The organism is Microbacterium aurum, assembly GCF_016907815.1.
GTDB classification, from domain to species: Bacteria; Actinomycetota; Actinomycetes; order Actinomycetales; family Microbacteriaceae; genus Microbacterium; species Microbacterium aurum.
The window spans coordinates 1,839,019-1,855,675 of record NZ_JAFBCQ010000001.1 but is presented as its reverse complement, the minus strand read 5'-3'; the positions used below and the strand labels follow the sequence as shown (position 1 = coordinate 1,855,675).

The window sequence follows — 16,657 nt, the reverse complement described above, 5'->3', positions numbered from 1 at the left end:
GCACCGCCGGCGTGTCGGCGGCCGTGCGTAGGCTGAGGCGCGTGCCCGCCTTCCGCTCCGCCGTCCCGGTGCTCAGCCGCGCGCAGGCGCGCCGGATCGCCCTCGCAGCGCAGGGGTTCGGGCGTGCCCGCCCGGCCGCCGACGCGCCACCGCCCGGGCCACGGCTGCTCGCGGGCACGCTGCAGCGCATGGCCGCGCTGCAGATCGATTCGGTCAACGTCTTCGCCCGCTCGCACTATCTCCCGCTGTTCTCGCGACTGGGTGCCTATGACGCCGACCGCCTCGACCGGATGCTGATGGCGCGCCGCTCCGCCTTCACCGAGTACCGGGCGCACGAAGCGGCGTTCATCCCGCGCCGGGACTGGGGCCTGTTCGCGTTCCGCATGCGCGCGATGCGCGAGAAGTACGGTCCGGGCACCGACGGGTTCGTCGACCACCACGCCGCGATCGTGCAGTGGGTGCGCGACGAGCTGGCCGCGCGCGGACCGCTCCGCCCGGCGGAGTTCGACCACGAGCTGCGCCGGGTGCCGCGGGGTCCGTGGTGGGACTGGGATGCCGTGAAGAACAGCCTCGAGCACCTCTGGCTGTTCGGTGAGGTCGCGATCGCGGGCCGGCGCGGGTTCGAGCGCGTCTACGCGCTCGCCGAGCAGGTGATCGGCGACGACGCGCGCGCTGAGGTGCCGCGCGCGGACGCGATCCGCGAGCTGGTGCGCCGCGCGGCGCGCGCCTACGGGGTGGCCACGGCATCCGACCTCGCCGACTACTGGCGCATCCGCGACCGCGCCGCCGTCCTCGACGCCCTCGCCGATCTCGCCGACGCGGGCGAGGTGGAACCCGTGCACGTCGCGGGGTGGGAGCGCGCGGGTCGGCCGCTGCCGGCGTGGCGCCACCGCGATGCCGTCCTGCCGCGCCGGATCGAGGCGGCGACGGTCCTCACGCCCTTCGACCCTGTCGTGTGGTTCCGCGACCGCGCGGCACGCCTGTTCGACTTCGACTACCGGATCGAGATCTACACGCCCGCCCCCCAGCGTCGGTTCGGCTACTACAGCCTCCCCGTGCTGATCGACGACGACCTCGTGGGACGCGTCGACCTCAAGGCCGACCGCGGGCGGTCGACCCTGCTCGTGCAGTCGGCGTGGTGGGAGCGGCCGGCGGCGGGGGCGCCGCACCCGCGCGACGCGGTCGAGCGCATCGGGGCGGCCCTGCGGGATGCGGCGCGCTGGCAGGGCCTGGAATCGGTCTCGGTGGGCCGGTGGGGCGACGCCGCCGACGAGGTCGCCGGCGCCCTGGGCGCCGTCCGCCACGAGCGCGCCACGGGTCGCTGACCCGCCCGGCCGGTCAGCGCGCAGAGGAGACCCCGCACCCCGTCAGAATCGGTCGCCCATGTGCTGCAGCCGCGCGATGCGGTCCGGGATCGGCGGGTGGGTGGCGAACAGCCGTGACACCGCGCCGGGGCGCAACGGGTCACTGATCCACAGGTGGGCCATCGACGTGTTGGCTTTCGCGAGGGGTCTGCCGTACTCCCCCAGCTTGCCGAGGGCGGACGCGAGGCCGTCGGGGTCGCGGGTCGTCAGGGCGCTCGTCGCGTCGGCGAGGTATTCGCGCTGGCGGGAGATGGATGCCTGCACGACACCGGCCAGCAGCGGCGCGACGATCGCCGCCACGAGTCCGAAGACGAGGAAGAGCACCTGCGTCTGGTTGTTGCCCCCGCGCCGGGCACCGCCGAAGAAGGCGAAGCGCATGAGCAGGTCGGCGACGAGTCCGACCGCGACGACGAGTCCGAACACGGCGAGCGAGACGCGGATGTCGTAATTGCGGATGTGTGCGAGTTCGTGACCCAGCACACCTTCCAGCTCCCGGTCGGTCATGATCTCGAACAGGCCGGTGGTCACGGTGATCGCGGCCTTGTCGGGCGTGCGGCCGGTCGCGAACGCGTTCGGCGCCGGGTCGTCCACGACGTACAGCGCGGGCATGGGGGTTCCCGTCGTGATGCAGAGATTCTCGACGAGACGGTAATAGCGCGGCGCTTCCTCACGCGTGACCGGTTGCGCGCCCGAGAGGGCGATGGCCTCACGGTCGGCGAGGAAGTACTGCGCGGTGGCGTAACCGGCAGCGCCCACGAGGACGAACGCGGTGACCCACCAGTTGTTGCCGGCGAGCCACCCCGCCGCGAGGCCGATGAGGCCGAGCACGACGACGAAGCCGCTGAGAATCAGCCAGGTGTTGCGCTTGTTCCGCGCGATCGCGGAGTACATGCGCTCAGAACTGGATTCGCGGCGGCTCGGCGATGGCCGCGCCGTCGACGACCTCGAAGAACTCGCGCTCGTGGAAGCCGAGGTTGCGCGCGAAGAGGTTGTTGGGGAACACCTTGATCTTCGTGTTGAGCTCGCGGACGCCGCCGTTGTAGAACCGGCGCGACGCCTGGATCTTGTCCTCGGTGTCGACGACCGACTGCTGCAGCTGCAGGAAGTTCTGGCTCGCCTGCAGCTGCGGGTAGGCCTCGGCGACGGCGAACAGCGACTTCAGCGCCTGCTGCATGTGCCCCTCGGCCACTCCGGCCGCGGCGGGAGATTCGGCGGTGAGCGTCTCGGCACGAGCACGGGTGACGTTCTCGAACACCGCTTTCTCGTGCGCCGCGTAGCCCTTGACCGTCTCGATGAGGTTCGGCAGGAGGTCGGCGCGGCGTTTGAGCTGCACCGTGATGTCACTCCAGGCCTCGTCCACCCGCACGTTCAGCGCGACGAGCGAGTTGTACGTCGCCCACAGGTAGATCCCGACGATCACGACCAGCGCGACGACGATCAGGACCGGGATCAGCCATTCCATACGACTCCCATCGACTGAGGCTCATCTTATCGGCGCGGATGCCGGGGGCTTCCTCCCGTGCCCGCACTCTCAGGCGTTTTCCACCCTCGTCCGCACCATGGGGCCAGGGCGGCGGCGCGCGCCGATCAGGCGCCGAGCACGCGGTCGAGGTAGGGGTTGCGGAACCGGCGCTCGGGGTCGACCCGGTCGCGCAGCGCGATGAACTCCTCGAACCGCGGGTAGCGGGTGCGCAGCGCCGCGGCGTCGAGCGTGTGCATCTTGCCCCAGTGCGGTCGGCCATCGTGGGCGAGCATGACCTCTTCGACCGCGGCGAAGTAGTCGGTCGGGTCGGCGCGCCAGTAGCGATGGACCGCGATGTAGCCGCTGTCGCGGCCGTGCGCCGTCGACAGCCACCGATCGTCGACGGCGGCGGCGCGCACCTCGATCGGGAACTCGATGCGCCAGCCGTTCGCGTCGATGACCCGCTGCACGGCGGCGAACGCGTCGGGCAGGCGCTCGAGGGGGACGGCGTACTCCATCTCGCGGAAGCGGACGCTGCGGCTGGTCGCGAAGACCCGGTGCGACAGGTCGGAGAACTCCCGGTCGCCCCAGACCCTCGCCGACAGGCGATTGATGCCGGGGACGAGGGCCGGCACCGCTCGACCGGCGCTGCAGACGGCCTGGTGCACGCCGTTGCCGATCAGCGCGTCGTCGACGAACCTCGTGACGGCGCCGAGCGGGTGGGTCGCGGCATCCGACGGCAGACGCGTGTTGGTCTTGGTGAGGGCGACATCGGTGTGCGGAAACCAGTAGAACTCGAAGTGGTCGGCATCCTTCACCCGCTCGCCGAAGCCTGCGACGACGTCAGGCAGCGGCTCGGGACGCTCGACCGCGCGCAGGACGAAGGCGGGGACGCACTGGATCGTGACGTCGACGAGGATGCCGAGGGCACCGAGTCCGAGGGCGACGGCCGGAAGCAGTTCGGCGTTCTCCTCCTCATCGACGGTGAGCAGCTCGCCGTCGGCGGTGACGAGGGTGGCGCCGACGACCTGAGTGGCCAGTCCCCCGAAGCGGAGTCCCGTGCCGTGCGTGCCGGTGGAGACGGCTCCAGAGATCGACTGCCGGTCGATGTCGCCGAGGTTGGTCATCGCGAGCCCGTAGGGAGCGAGAAGAGCGGGGATGCGGTGCAGCCGCGTTCCCGCGAGCAGGCGCACTCGCGAACGCTCGCGGTCCACCGAGACGAGGCCGGACAGGTCGCTGAGATCGAGCAGGGTGCCCGGCGCGACGGCGATGCCGGTGAAGCTGTGACCCGCGCCGACGGCCTTGATCGCGCGGCCGCGGGCGGAGGCCGAGCGGACCGATCGGCGGACGGCGGAGATGGTCGTCGGGTACTCTACGAGCTGGGGCCGCACCTTCTCGGTGCGTCCCCAGTTCTGCCAGGTTCCGCCGGGCCTCGTCACAGGAACGCCTTCCCCTCGCCCCGGTAGGTCGGCGCCTCGCCGACCAGGCGATCGCCGGAGGTCAGGTGGTAGCGGTCGACGCGTTCGGCCAGCTCGCCGCTCTTCGCGTGCCGGAACCACACCCGGTCGCCCACCCGCAGGCCGCGCGCCGCCTCGCCCTGCAGCGGGGTCTGCACCTCACCGGCGCCTTCGCGGCCGAGCGTGTGCAATCCCTCCGGCCAGACCGGCAGGGGCTGGCGGCTCGCGACGGGCGGGCCGGAGGCGATCCATCCGCCGCCGAGGACCGTCGCGATGTCGGGGGTGGGCTTTCGGACGACCTCGAGGGCGAACGCGGCCGCGGGCGCCGGCGTGAAGGCGCGGTAGCCGTCGAACAGGTGGCCCGCGAGCAGTCCGCTGCCGGCGGTGGTCTCGGTGACGGCGAGGTCGGATGCCGTGGACTCCAGCGATCCGGTGCCGCCGCCGTTGACGAACTCGACGGGCGCGATCTCGCGGAGGGCGGCGACGATCGCGCCGCGACGGTCCAGCAGCTCCTGGCCGGAGCGCCGCTGCATCCATCGGATGACGGCGTCGCCCGAGCCGGTGTCGTCGGGCTGCCCGGCGATCTGCGCTTCGTACATCATGAGCCCGACGAGACGGAAGCCGGGGCGCCGGGCGATGCCGCGTGCGAGCCGGGCGACCTCGGCGGCGTCATGCACGGGCGACCGGCGGACGCCGATGTGGCCGAGCACCGGTGCCCGCCAGGAGGCGTCCGCGTCGATCGCGACGCGGATCTCGGCGCGGGATGCCGGCGCCGCGACGGCGTCGACGAGGTCGAGTTGGGCGAGGTCGTCGACCATGAGGGCGATGCGGGACGCCGCCTCCGCATCGGCGGCGAGGGTCGCGAGCGCGGCGCGGTCGACCGTCGGGTACCCGAGCACGATGTCATCGTGCGTCTCGGCGAGCCAGAGCGCCTCGGGGAGGGTGAAGGCGAGGATGCCCCGGTACCCGGGCAGGGCGAGGGCGGCGTCGAGCACGTCCCGGACACGGATCGACTTGCTGGCGACGCGGATGGGGACGCCGCTGGAGCGCACGACGAGGTCGAAGGCGTTGTAGCGGAGCGCGTCGACGTCGATGGCCGCTACCGGGCCGGAGAGACCTGCGATGGCGGCGGTGCGTTCGCGCCACGACGTCGCAGGGTCGCGCCACGGCTCGGCCGTGGCGGGCGCAGCGGCGCTCGCGGGCGTGGGGGGGAGCAGGTCGAGGCTCATGGATCGGGCTCCTTCGCGCGGGTGCTCTCAGCGTAGTTGAGCCGCAGTGTCACGCACGCGAGGACGCGGGTTCACCGCAGCGCAGACGTCCCGTCGGCGGCGCGGCTCGCGGCATCCGCGAATCGTTCCGCGAGCGTCGCGCAGGCCGCGCTGAGTTCTGCGGGCCCGATGACCTCCATCGGCGCGTCGAAGCGTGCGAAGGATGCGGCAAGTGCGACCCACGACCACGATCCCGCCTCGAGCGTGCAGGCCTCGTCGCCGATCGCGACGACGATGCCGTCACCGGCGAAGGGCAGCACGTCGCGCGCCGGCAGGCGCAGGAGCACCGTGCCCCGGCACGGCCATTCGCCGCTCTCCGAGCCGCGGAACCGCCCCGAGACGAACGCGGCGGCGTCCCCGCCGGGCACCGGGCGGGGCGCGAAGCGCGCGCCGTTGTGGGTGCGCAGCCGCAGCCGATCGAGCGCGAACACCCGCCAGTCGACGCGGTCGACGTCCCACGCCAGCACGTACCAGCGCCCGCCGGCGGTCACGAGATGGTGCGGCTCAGCCCGTCGCGGCGGGCGGGCGGTATCGAGGGTCTCGCCGTCCGCTCCCCTGGGGCTGTAGTCGAAGCGGAGCGTCTCGCGGGCTCTGATCGCTGCGGCGACGGTGGCGACGGCATCCAGGGAGACGTCGGGTGCGGGGCCGTCACCGGGGACGGACACCGTCGTGACCTCGACGGCGTCCAGGCGGTGGCGCAGCGGTGCCGGCAGCACCTGCCGGATCGTCCCGAGCGCGCGGCGCGCGGCCTCGTCCATCGGCGTTCCGCCGCGTACGGTCTGCAGCGCGATGGCGACCGCGAGTGCTTGATCGGCGTCGAACAGCAGCGGCGGCAGGTCGCTGCCGGCCTCGAGGCGGTAGCCGCCGGCGGGCCCGACCCGTCCCGCGATGCGGTAGCCGAGGTCCCGCAGCCGTTCCACGTCGCGACGCACGGTGCGCTCGCTCACGTCGAGGCGTGCGGCGAGGAGGCTGCCGGGCCACTCGCGCCCCGTCTGCAGCAGCGAGAGCAGCTGCAGCAGTCGCGCGGTCGTCGTCATGACCCCGAGGGTAATGCGGATCACGGACAGAACCTGACCTGAATGCGGGGAAGAGTGAGCCCAGCCGGTCATCCGGACCGGCGCCGAGGAGGAACCGCAATGACCGTTCAGACCACCACTCACCTCAACTTCGGCGGCGAGGCTCGTGCCGCACTGGAGTTCTACCGTTCCGTGTTCGGCGGCGAGGTCGTCGTCACCACCTACGGCGAACTCGGAATGCCCACCGACGCGCCCGGCGCCGACCGCGTCGTCTTCGGTCTCGTGACCGCAGACAGCGGCTTCCGCATCATGGCTTACGACGTCCTCGGCGAGACGACCCGCGGGATCATCGGCGGCCGACGGACGCGCCGGGAGAACAGCGCGACGCTGACCGATCAGGCGATGTTCGTGTCGCTGTCGGCGGCGACCCTGGACGAGCTGCTGCCCCTGTGGCGCGCTCTCGCCGTCGACGGCACTGTGATCGAACCCCTCGCGGCGTCAGCGTGGAGTGCCGGCTTCGGCATGCTCACCGATCGTTTCGGCGTCACGTGGAGCGTGACCGTCGCCGCCTGATCACACGGCGCAGCCCGCCGTGCGCGGCTCCCACCGGATGCCGTGCACGGCGGATGATCACACGGCGCGCCGCGCGACCATCCGGTTGAGGCGCTCCGACATCACCAGACCGAGCGCGACGAGGACGAGCAGGAACAGCGGCAGGATCCACAGGCCGGCCCACGCCGAGAGCGCGCCGAACAGCGGCGGGGCGAGGGTCGAGCCGGCGTACGCGGCGGCCATCTGGATGCCGATGATCGCCTGCGAGTTGCGGCGGCCGAAGTTGACCGGCGTGGAATGGATGATCGCCGGGTAGATCGGAGCCGACCCGAGGCCCGCCACGACGAGGCCGGCGAGGGCGACGATCGTGGTGTCCAGGGGCAGGGCGAGCATCAGCGCGCCGAGGCCTACGGCGACGAACCCGCCACGGATGAGCTGCCGGTCCCCCACGCGATCGGCGACGAAGCCGGCGAGGAAGCGGCCCGCCGTGATGCCGAGGAGGAAGAGGGAGCCGAACGCCGCGGCGGTCGCGGGGTCCACGGCGCGCTCTTCGACGAGGTAGGTCGACGCCCAGAGGATCGAGGTGCTCTCCAGCGCGCAGTACGCGAAGAATGCGGCGAGGATGAGGACCACTCCCGGGATGCGGAGGGCCGTCGCGAGTGAGACGTGGGCGCTGCCCTTGCCGGCCGGCGTCTCCCCGGCATCCGGATCTGCGTCGACATCACCCGCCGCGTCGGCGGCCGGCGCCGTGACGGTGTTGACCTTGCCCCACAGCGGCAGGCTCACGAGGAGGGCGAAGGTGAGGACGGCCTGGATCACACCGACGATGAGGTACGCGCCCGACCAGCCGAGGCCGGAGGTGATGGCATAGCTCATGATGAACGGGCTGATGGAGGCGCCGACGCCCCAGAAGCTGTGCAGCCAGTTCATGTGTCGCGCCGCGTAGTGCAGGGCGACGTAGTTGTTGAGCGCGGCATCCACCGCGCCGGCGCCGAGTCCGTACGGGATCGCCCACAGGCAGAGCATCCAGAACTCGCCCGAGGCGGAGAAGCCGAAGAGCGCGGCGGCGGTCATCGCGACGCTGACGGCGGTGACCAGGCCCGCGCCGAAGCGGCGGGTGAGGCGCTCGGAGGCGAGGCTGGAGAGGACCGTGCCGCTCGCGATGATCATGGTGACGATGCCGGCGAAGCCGACCGGGACGTCCAGGCTCTGCTGCATGACGGGCCATCCGGCGCCGAGGAGCGAGTCGGGCAGGCCGAGGCTAACGAAGGCGATGTAGATGATCGCGAGCAGGAGGGAGTACACAATGTACGATCGTACACATCAAGGAAGGTGACGTATGACGCGACGGTCCCCGACAGCGGATGCCGCGGTGCCGCCCGCTGACGACGGCACTCCCCCGCGGCGTCCCCGCCGGACCGACCCCGACCGGCGCGACCGGATCATCGACGCGTGCCTCGACGTCATCGCCGAGGTGGGCGTCGCCGGTGCGTCGCACCGGCGCATCGCGCAGGCGGCCGGGGTTCCGCTGGGGTCGATGACTTATCACTTCGCGGGGATCGACGAGCTGCTGCACGAGGCGTTCACCCGCTTCGCGACCACGGTGAGCGCAGGATTCGAGCGGCGAATGGCCGCCGCAACCGATCTCGCGTCGGCGCGCGCTGCGGTGGCCGCCATCATCCTGGACGACGTGTTCGGGACGCAACGCGACCAGGTGCTGACGCACGAACTATACACGTTGGCAGCGCGCGAACCGCAGTATCGCGCGCTGACCACGGCGTGGATGGCGCGCAGCCGCGCGGCGCTCGAGCGCCACTTCGACCCGCAGACGGCCCGCCTGGTGGACGCGCTCATCGAGGGGCTCACGATCCACTACGCGCTCGACGACATGCCGCGCGACCGCGATGAGGTCGCGCTGGCGATCGCGCGGGTGACGGCGGGCGGAGCGCCGGATGTTGCGGTCCGCGCCGCGCGCCCCCTATCGTGAGGCGCAGCCGCGAAGACCGCGGCCGCCACAACTGAACGGCTCTGTCACAGACCTGGTGCAACCGCGATCCACATTCGTCACCGCGGAGGTTTCCATGCACCGACCACGACTCCTGTCGACGGCGTCCCCCGAGAGGCACGCGCGATGAGCGCGGCCGATCGCTTCGAGTCGATCAGCGACAGCCTGGCTGCCGGCGTCCGCGCGACCGATGCGCTGATCGGACTGGTTCTTCTCGGTTCGGCATCCGCTGCGGGCAGGGGCCGTCGCGACGAATGGTCGGACCACGATTTCTTCGCGATCGCGGCACCCACCAGAGGCGACGAGGCGCGCGCATCGCTCGACTGGCTGCCGGACCGGGAGCGGGTACTGCTGACCGCGCGCGAGGGCGGGCTCGGCTTCGTCGCGCTGTACGACGACGGCCATGTGCTCGAGTTCGCGATCGCCGAGCCAGCAGAGCTCGCGGGGAGCGTGGCAGGCGAGGCCAGCGTCGTCGTGGATGAGGACGGCGCGACGGCCGAGGTGATCGCCGCCGGCCAGGCCACGACCGAGACGCGCGATGCGTTCGATCCCGAGAACGATGTGCGACTCGTGCTCGTGAAGCTCCTGATCGGAGTCGGCCGAGTGCGACGGGGAGAGATCCTGAACGGCGGCCAGTTCATCCGCACCTGGGCGGCGAACCACCTGCTCCGGGCGATCCGCGGTCGGCTTCCTGGTCGGGCGCCCGCAACACGCGATGCGATCGACCCGACGCGCCGCTTCGAGACGGACTACCCGGGATGGGCCGCGGAGATCTCCTCAGCGCTCGACGCGCCCGCCGAGCAGGCTGCGCATCGACTGTTCGAGCTGACCCGGCGGATCCTCGAGCCCGATTGGGACGGTTTCCCCACGGCCGCCGCGGAGGCCGTCGCTCGACGCCTCGGGTGGTGAACGTCGGCGGCCGACCTACCAGATGACGCCGCCGCCAACCGAGATGCCGCCCCAGGTGAGCGCGATGAAGATCGCGGCGAAGACGACGGGGGCGATGCCCTTGCCGCTGCGCGCAAGCCCCTTGAGCAGCGCGATCACTGCCAGGATCGCCGCGATGACGGACAGACCGCCGCCCACGATCAGCCCGATGAACAGCGGGATGGGCATGAGGACGAGGCCGGCGAGGGCGACCCAGAAAGCAGCCCAGGCGGTCGGATTGGAACGACGTTCGACGGAGGAAGACATGCTCATCACGCTACGGCACCGACGCAGGACGGACGCTTGACCCGCTGGACCGTTCCTTGCGTGACGCCAAGCTCGGCGCGCAGCGTCCTCACCATCCGCACTGCGGCGGCCTTCTCCTCGACCGAGTAGCGACGCGTCGTCGGCTTCCCATTCGCCAGTTCCTTGGGCATAACCCCATCCTCGTTTCCAAGGTCAGGAGCCTCCGACAAACTCAGGGCGCTTCAAACGGCTCGCCCGTCTCGGTTTGCCAGGCGGTCACAAACGTACGTCGCTCCGCAGCGGTCAGGACGTGGGTTTCTGGCCGCACGTCGCCTGCGGATCGACGGGTCCAGCCGTGCGCCTGGAGGCGGTCACCGCTCATGGTCACAAACCATCGTTTGCGCCGCGCATAGGGATCGTGCCCGAGGGCAATGGAGACTGCGTTTTCGTTCGCCGCAGGGTAATGGGCAGAAGAGCAAGAGCTGATCATAACGCGGCCGGAAGGCCAATCAACAGAAAGGCCATCACATGGCAACTGCAACCCTGACCTTCTCTCTCGAACTGCAGGAAGACGGTCCTGACGACTACGTAACCCGATGGACTTACCCCGAGGTGCGGCTCCTCGATATGGATGTCATCGACGACGCCGACCGCGACGTTGAACTGGACTCCGCCCAAGGCGTCACCGTCACACTCCGCGTCGTGGTCTCCCCGGAAGACCTCAGCTTCATGCTCGGTCACGAGCCCTACGAACGTCACGAGGCCAGCAGCTACGGCAGCGCGCTCGACGTATGGATGCATGCCGGAGAAGTCATCCAGCCGACGGTCTCAGACCTTCTCAGCGCCATCACGGAACTACTCCCCGAGCTGAGCACCGACCGACGCGAAGAGGATGCCTGGCTTGCCGAGCAGGCAGCGCGTGAAGCCGAATACGCCTGACCACCTGAGGGAGGGCCGGTCGGCCCTCCCTCTCACCCGCCGCGCCCGCGACACATCAAGAAGGAGAACCACATGTGCGGATCCACCACCGAGGAGCACACCTGCGCCTGCTGCCGGCCGGGCGAGCCGCGTCGCGCCCGTCAGCGCGCGCTCGACGCGCGCCAGAAGGCGGCACGAGCCGGCGGTGAACCTGCCGACGCCGAGGTTCGCGAATATCGCCGCGTCAACCGTGCGCGAGCGCCGCGTCCCGGCGTCGTCGTCGAGGGCGGCTTCGTCACCGAGCTGCCACAGGATCCGCGCCACGTTGTTGCGGCCGCCGGCATCGCGGATCTGGGTGACGACGTGCGCGACGCGCAGGGCCGCGTGATGTGGCTGCGCGTTCCCGCAGATAAGCGCTGGATGCGCGCCTTCGAGGGCAAGCCGGTTCCGCCACCAGTGCGACTTCCGCGAGCCCTGGTCGACGCCGAGGGCCGGATCGACGAGGCGCACCTCGGCACGTATGACGCGCGCAAGCAGGCGATCCTGCGCGGCCTGGTCCGGGCCAGCTTCCAGGAGCAGGGAGCCGCGGCATGAGCGCGCCGCTTGTCACGACGACCCGCGCCGCGCAACTGCTCGGCATCTCGCGCACGACGCTCTGGGAGCATCTCTCGCGCGGTGAAGTCCCGGTCGTGTACACGGCGCCGCGCAAGCGGTGGGTTCCGGCTCGGGTTTTGCCCTCACCGAACGGCTCGGCTCGTGCTGCGCACGAGCCTCACCAGGGTCCACAGCGACTCGGCTTCGAATGGACCGGCGGCGCACGGACACGGCGGGAGTTTGCCGAGGCCATCGGCGCTAGCTACAGCGCGGTCGTGCGGGCTGTCGCTGCGGACTTCATTCCCGTCGGTCCTGACGGACGCGTACCCGAGCTCTGGATCGCCGCGCTGTGCTCCCTGGACGAGTACCGGCGGCAGCAGGAGATAGCCACGTTCTAGCCGACGCGAGACCTGCGCCCTGCTGCTGCCTCAGCCGTTGTACTCCTCGTCGACGAGGTCGTCGGCATTCCCCGGGACACACAGGGACGAGCCAGCGATGTAATAGTTCCCAGGACCGGTCCCAAACGACAATCCCTCGACAGGGCCGCCCTCGGCGTAGACGACGGGATCGTTCGAGGTGTCGATGCGAACTGTCATGCCGAGTGACTTCCAATGGTCGGCGACGGTGTTCGCGTCGGCGAGGTGGTCACCGTCGGGTGGTGGCGATGAGTAGCTGTACCCGTACTTGACGCCGTTGCCGCCATCGCAGTCTTGGATGGTCGGCGCGGAGGCGCGTTCCCATCCGGGAACGTCGAGCAGGGCGCCGGTCTCTTCAATGGTGGCGACGAGCTGGTCGCGTGCCTCATGCGGTGTCATTGCCTCTCCTGATTGGCAGGCTGTGAGCAGACCGACCGTGACCGCGAGGAGAGCGATGGTCACCGTTCGGCTAGTAGAGACCACCGCTCGCTCCTTCGATGAGTGCCTTCTGAAGCATCGTCGGTTCTGACGGTAGCCGCTCCGTGAGCCTATCGGCGTGCCCGGTGGTCGCATTAGCAACGTTGTTCAGCGATTCGGTCTGAAGGTCGAGGTATCCGTTGCCTGAGGCTGTTGCGGTGCCGTGGTCGGTGACGGGGCTGCCTCCGACGCCCGAGTCCGTTCCGAAGGTCACGGCACCGAACGTGGGTCCGGCCGGGTCGACCGGATGGTTACCGAGGCGGCCCGACCATGCCCATTGGTCTCCCGGCTCAGGATCAATAGCCATGACGGATCTGGCCTGACCGGCGTAGACGGCGTCCGCGCGCAGGTCCCTGGCCTCGTCGATGTCCGAAGGCAACCCCGCAGAACCCAAAGAGACAAACGCATCCACGTGCGACCCGGGAGTGGACAGGGCGATAGCGGTTGTAGTAGTGCCGTACGAATGCGCGACGATGTTGGTGACCGCGTCGGGACGCACGGCACTGAGCCCGCCGAGTGCCGTGTTCAGCTCGACCGCGCCAGCTTCGGCGAGCTTCGTGTCGAGCACGTCGAACCCGCCCTGCAGGACCGGCACGGGCGGAGTCTCATAACCCATCCACGCGATAACGGCGTGCGTACGCCCCGGATCCACGACTGCCTGGCGGTTCAGCAGGTTCTCCGCTGATTGCGCCCATCCGCGCATGTCTGCGGTGGTCGCGCTCATCCCGGGAACCGTGTAGCTAACGGTATCGGCGGTGTCGACGTTGCCGATGGCGACCGCCGCCAGTGGAGGCGTGTCTGCGGTGAGCGAGATCAGGTAGCGCGGCTCAGCGCCATCGACCGTGCGCAGGGATCGCTGCACTCCCTCGAGGCCTTCCAGCCGTTGACGGGCCTCAGCGATGGCGAAGGCCTGCGCGTCGCTCGTGCCGCGCGGATTCATGAGGAGCTGCCAGAAGTCCGGCGACTGCTCAGCATTGTCCAGGGCGTTTCTCGCCTGCGCGAGTTGCTGGTCGAGCCAGATACGGTTCGCCTGGTCGCGGTCGGCGTACAGCACACCCTCCAGGTTCCCGATCACACCTGGCGCCGCCTCGATCAGGCGATGCCGGTCAGCCTCCGGCATCGCATCCCACCACGTCGCCGTCGCCGCCGGGTCATTCCCGGTCATCGGCGCCAGGGCGTCGGGGTCGTTGCGCGCCAGCACCAGCAGGTTCGTCACAGACAGTCCCAGCAGCGTCGCCCCGGTGACGTTACCCGCGAGCAAGGCAGGTGAGAACCCCGTCACCTCAGCACCCGACAGCGCGTCGACACAGGCGCGGTCCGCGGCCTGTCGCTGCGCGACCAGTTCGTCCCAGTCGCCCTGCAACCGGGTCAGCAGCGCGTCTGTCTCGTTGATCTCCCAGGACAGCCAGTTCCGCCGCTGGGTTGCCTCCTCCGCGGCGAGCGGCGCGTACGCAATAGCAGACTCGAGCTCGGCGTCCGCGTACTGCAAACCCAGCGACCGCCGATCATCCGCCGCGTCCTCCAGCCGCAGGCGCAACGGCAGTTGCGCGTCCTGAATCTCCTGCACGGCTCGGGCGTACGTCGACAACGCTGCCGCTTCCGCTTCCCACCGGGACGCGAGCACCTCCAACTCGGTCGATGCGCGTGCGGCGGATGACGCGAACTCGACCTGCGCCACGCCCGCCCACACGTTGCCTGACTCGCCGGCAAGCCTGGCCATCGTCGTCGCCGCGGTGCGCACCGTGGCCGCCTTGTCGGCACGTTCCTCGGCCGTGCGCAGGATGCCAGCCGGGTCACCCTTGCCCGGGTTCGTGGCGTCCACGCTCACAGGATGCTCCGGGCGAGACCCTGATCGGTGGCCGCGAACCGCTCCGCCACGCGGGCCGGGAACCCCGCCACCCGTCGCGTCTCCTCAACGAGCACATCCGCTCGCCCGTGCTGGAGCGCGCCCACGCTGGAGACAGCGTCAGCAACCTCCACGCACCCGAAGGTCCCGGAGCCAGGAACGGTGAGATCCCACGTCACATCCGCCGGAACGCTGGCCAGCGCCGCGGCGTACTCCGCCAGGATCGCTCCCTCCAGCAGGACGTCTGCCATGCCCTCACCCTAAACCCGCGAGATTGCGTGCCCCCACTGGGACTCGAACCCAGACTGAAGCGATTTTAAGTCGCCTGCCTCTGCCATTGGGCTATGGGGGCCCTGGCTCCAGGGTAGTCGCCGCGTTTCGTCTCGCTCGTTCCTCGCTCGCTCAACGACCGCCGGGATGCACCTCGCTCGCTCGACGACCGGGGGCTTGCAACGGTGGGGACGAGGCGAGCCCCCGTCCGGAAGGGACGGGGGCTCGCTGACGTGTGAAAAGCGGGTCAGGCCTTAGCCTTCGCCGGGGCCTTCTTCTTCGCGGGAGCCTTGGTCTCCGTCTTCGCGGGCGCGGCAACAGCAGACGCCTCCACGGCTGCAGGCGTCGCGGCATCCGTCGGCTTGTCGGCCTTCTCGCCGGCGACCGGGGCCGCCTCGCCGACGACGGACTTCGGGTCGATCGCCGGGGCGGCCGGAGCCGCGGCGGGCGCCGCAGGCGCCTCGGGAGCGGCCGGACGCGGACGCGCGGCGAACTCCTCGAAGACGTAGCGCGGGTTCTGCACGGTCTGCAGCGACACGTTGTCGCGGCCCAGCCAGAAGTTGTGCCACCAGTCGCCGATGACGCGCCACTTGCGTTCCCACGAGGGCATGGCCAGGCCGTGGTAGCCACGGTGCGCGCACCAGGCGATGAAGCCCTTGAGCGCGAGGTTGCCCGACTGGAACACGCCGTTGTAGAGCCCGAGGCCGGCGACGGCGCCCAGGTTGTTGTGGATGTACTCGCGGGGCACCTCGTCGCGCAGCACGGCGACGAGGTTCTTCGCGAGCAGCTTCGCCTGACGCACGGCGTGCTGCGCGTTGGGGACGCAGTATCCGCCCACGCCCTTGCCCGTGAGGTCGGGCACGGCCGACACGTCACCGGCGGCCCACGCGCCTTCGACGACCTCGTCGGGCGTACCGACGCGCAGGTCGGCGCGGGTGCGGATGCGGCCCCGCTCCTCGACCGGCAGGTCGCTCCCGCGGACGACGGTCGGGTTCGCCATGACGCCGGCGGTCCAGACGATGAGGTCGGTCGGCAGCACCTCACCGGTCGACAGCTCGACGTTCCCGTCGACGGCACCGGTGACCTGCGTGTCCAGGTGCACGTACGCGCCCCGCTTGGCGAGGTCCTTCAGCACCCACTCGCTCGTCTTCAGCGACACCTCGGGCATGATCCGGCTCATCGCCTCGATCAGGTGGAAGTGCGTGTCTTCGAAGCGCAGCTGCGGGTAGTCGGGCAGCAGCGACGACGCGAGCGCGCGCATCTCGGCGAACACCTCGATGCCCGCGAACCCGCCGCCGACCACGACGACCGTCAGCAGGCGGTCGCGCTCCGGCCCGGGCGGGAGGTTCGCGGCGCGGTCGAAGTTCGTGAGGATGCGGTCGCGGATCGCGACCGCCTCCTCGATCGTCTTCAGGCCGATCGCGTTCTCGGCGATGCCGGGGATCGGGAACGTGCGGGAGACCGCACCGGCGGTCACCACGATCTGGTCGTAGCTCTCCTGCCAGGGCTCGCCGACCTCGGGCGTGATCGTCGCGGTCTTGTGCGCGTGGTCGATGCCGGTCACCTTCGCGGTGATGACCCGCGTCTTCTTCAGGTGACGGCGCAGGCCCACGACGACGTGGCGCGCCTCGATCTCGCCCGCAGCGACCTCGGGGAGGAACGGCTGGTACGTCATGTACGGCAGCGGGTCGACGATCGTGACCTCGGCCTCGCCCTTGCGCAGGTGCTTCTCGAGCTTCCACGCGGTGTAGAAACCGGCGTAGCCGCCGCCGACGATGAGGATCTTGGGCACGGCAGAAGACGCCGTGCTGGTCGCTGTGCTAGTCACAGGGGGGAGTA

18 protein-coding genes, 1 tRNA gene and 1 pseudogene are annotated in these 16,657 nt (G+C 70.4%); 7 read left to right on the top strand and 13 right to left on the bottom strand.

All coding sequences use genetic code 11. The features are described 5' to 3' along the window. Positions 1 to 41: 41 nt before the first annotated feature. Positions 42 to 1,325, top strand: coding sequence for a winged helix-turn-helix domain-containing protein (locus tag JOD60_RS09245; RefSeq protein ID WP_232321734.1), 1,284 nt, complete (start codon positions 42 to 44; stop codon positions 1,323 to 1,325). Positions 1,326 to 1,367: 42 nt separating this feature from the next. Here the strand turns inward: JOD60_RS09245 and JOD60_RS09240 are convergent, their stop codons facing one another. The 5 genes from JOD60_RS09240 to JOD60_RS09220 form a co-directional block, all read right to left on the bottom strand. Then, positions 1,368 to 2,255, bottom strand: coding sequence for a M48 family metalloprotease (locus JOD60_RS09240; RefSeq protein WP_076690358.1), 888 nt, complete (start codon positions 2,253 to 2,255; stop codon positions 1,368 to 1,370). A gap of 4 nt (positions 2,256 to 2,259) precedes the next feature. Beyond that, positions 2,260 to 2,826, bottom strand: a complete 567-nt coding sequence (locus tag JOD60_RS09235; RefSeq protein ID WP_076690357.1) for a LemA family protein — start codon at positions 2,824 to 2,826, stop codon at positions 2,260 to 2,262. Positions 2,827 to 2,951: 125 nt separating this feature from the next. Further along, a complete protein-coding gene (locus JOD60_RS09230) occupies positions 2,952 to 4,265 on the bottom strand; it encodes a D-arabinono-1,4-lactone oxidase (RefSeq protein WP_076690356.1) in 1,314 nt (437 codons plus the stop codon). After that, complete coding sequence (locus tag JOD60_RS09225; RefSeq protein WP_084201967.1) at positions 4,262 to 5,512, bottom strand: alanine racemase; 1,251 nt, start codon at positions 5,510 to 5,512, stop codon at positions 4,262 to 4,264. Before JOD60_RS09225 ends, JOD60_RS09230 begins: the two co-directional genes overlap by 4 nt. A 71-nt stretch (positions 5,513 to 5,583) precedes the next feature. Then, positions 5,584 to 6,588, bottom strand: a complete 1,005-nt coding sequence (locus JOD60_RS09220) for a helix-turn-helix transcriptional regulator (protein ID WP_076690355.1) — start codon at positions 6,586 to 6,588, stop codon at positions 5,584 to 5,586. Between the two features lie 99 nt (positions 6,589 to 6,687). Here JOD60_RS09220 and JOD60_RS09215 point away from each other — a divergent pair, with 99 nt between their 5' ends. Beyond that, positions 6,688 to 7,140, top strand: a complete 453-nt coding sequence (locus tag JOD60_RS09215; protein WP_076690354.1) for a VOC family protein — start codon at positions 6,688 to 6,690, stop codon at positions 7,138 to 7,140. 57 nt (positions 7,141 to 7,197) lie between these two features. Here JOD60_RS09215 and JOD60_RS09210 read toward each other — a convergent pair whose 3' ends face one another. Further along, positions 7,198 to 8,424, bottom strand: a complete 1,227-nt coding sequence (locus JOD60_RS09210) for an MFS transporter (RefSeq protein WP_076690353.1) — start codon at positions 8,422 to 8,424, stop codon at positions 7,198 to 7,200. A 34-nt stretch (positions 8,425 to 8,458) separates the two neighbouring features. Here JOD60_RS09210 and JOD60_RS09205 point away from each other — a divergent pair, with 34 nt between their 5' ends. Next, on the top strand, positions 8,459 to 9,106 hold the full coding sequence (locus JOD60_RS09205; RefSeq protein ID WP_084201966.1) for a TetR/AcrR family transcriptional regulator: 648 nt from the start codon (positions 8,459 to 8,461) through the stop codon (positions 9,104 to 9,106). A gap of 144 nt (positions 9,107 to 9,250) precedes the next feature. Further along, positions 9,251 to 10,033 carry a hypothetical protein gene (locus JOD60_RS09200; protein WP_076690352.1) on the top strand — a complete coding sequence of 261 codons (783 nt, stop codon included), beginning with the start codon at positions 9,251 to 9,253 and terminating at the stop codon, positions 10,031 to 10,033. Positions 10,034 to 10,048: 15 nt separating this feature from the next. Here the strand turns inward: JOD60_RS09200 and JOD60_RS09195 are convergent, their stop codons facing one another. Then, entirely contained in the window at positions 10,049 to 10,318 is a 270-nt protein-coding gene (locus tag JOD60_RS09195; RefSeq protein ID WP_076692138.1) for a hypothetical protein, read from the bottom strand. 38 nt (positions 10,319 to 10,356) lie between these two features. Next, positions 10,357 to 10,488 (bottom strand): annotated as a pseudogene (locus JOD60_RS09190) (IS3 family transposase); the annotation flags it as partial. A 337-nt stretch (positions 10,489 to 10,825) separates the two neighbouring features. Between JOD60_RS09190 and JOD60_RS09185 the strand changes: the two are divergent. From JOD60_RS09185 to JOD60_RS09175, 3 genes are all read left to right on the top strand, one after another. After that, on the top strand, positions 10,826 to 11,236 hold the full coding sequence (locus JOD60_RS09185; protein ID WP_157127920.1) for a hypothetical protein: 411 nt from the start codon (positions 10,826 to 10,828) through the stop codon (positions 11,234 to 11,236). Between the two features lie 72 nt (positions 11,237 to 11,308). Continuing rightward, a complete protein-coding gene (locus JOD60_RS09180) occupies positions 11,309 to 11,809 on the top strand; it encodes a hypothetical protein (protein ID WP_076690350.1) in 501 nt (166 codons plus the stop codon). After that, a complete protein-coding gene (locus JOD60_RS09175) occupies positions 11,806 to 12,207 on the top strand; it encodes a DNA-binding transcriptional regulator Fis (RefSeq protein WP_076690349.1) in 402 nt (133 codons plus the stop codon). Before JOD60_RS09180 ends, JOD60_RS09175 begins: the two co-directional genes overlap by 4 nt. A 30-nt stretch (positions 12,208 to 12,237) precedes the next feature. On the opposite strand, the gene JOD60_RS09170 is transcribed toward JOD60_RS09175, so the two are convergent. From JOD60_RS09170 to JOD60_RS09150, 5 genes are all read right to left on the bottom strand, one after another. Further along, positions 12,238 to 12,624 (bottom strand): hypothetical protein, encoded by a 387-nt coding sequence (locus JOD60_RS09170; RefSeq protein ID WP_076690348.1) that lies wholly within the window; start codon positions 12,622 to 12,624, stop codon positions 12,238 to 12,240. 70 nt (positions 12,625 to 12,694) lie between these two features. Continuing rightward, a complete protein-coding gene (locus tag JOD60_RS17205; protein WP_076690347.1) occupies positions 12,695 to 14,524 on the bottom strand; it encodes an alpha/beta hydrolase in 1,830 nt (609 codons plus the stop codon). 2 nt (positions 14,525 to 14,526) lie between these two features. Then, positions 14,527 to 14,799: a hypothetical protein gene (locus tag JOD60_RS09160; protein ID WP_076690346.1), complete on the bottom strand. Its 273-nt coding sequence runs from the start codon at positions 14,797 to 14,799 to the stop codon at positions 14,527 to 14,529. 28 nt (positions 14,800 to 14,827) lie between these two features. Next, positions 14,828 to 14,900, bottom strand: a tRNA-Leu gene (locus JOD60_RS09155). Positions 14,901 to 15,065: 165 nt separating this feature from the next. After that, positions 15,066 to 16,610 carry an NAD(P)/FAD-dependent oxidoreductase gene (locus JOD60_RS09150; RefSeq protein WP_076690345.1) on the bottom strand — a complete coding sequence of 515 codons (1,545 nt, stop codon included), beginning with the start codon at positions 16,608 to 16,610 and terminating at the stop codon, positions 15,066 to 15,068. Positions 16,611 to 16,657 lie beyond the last annotated feature (47 nt).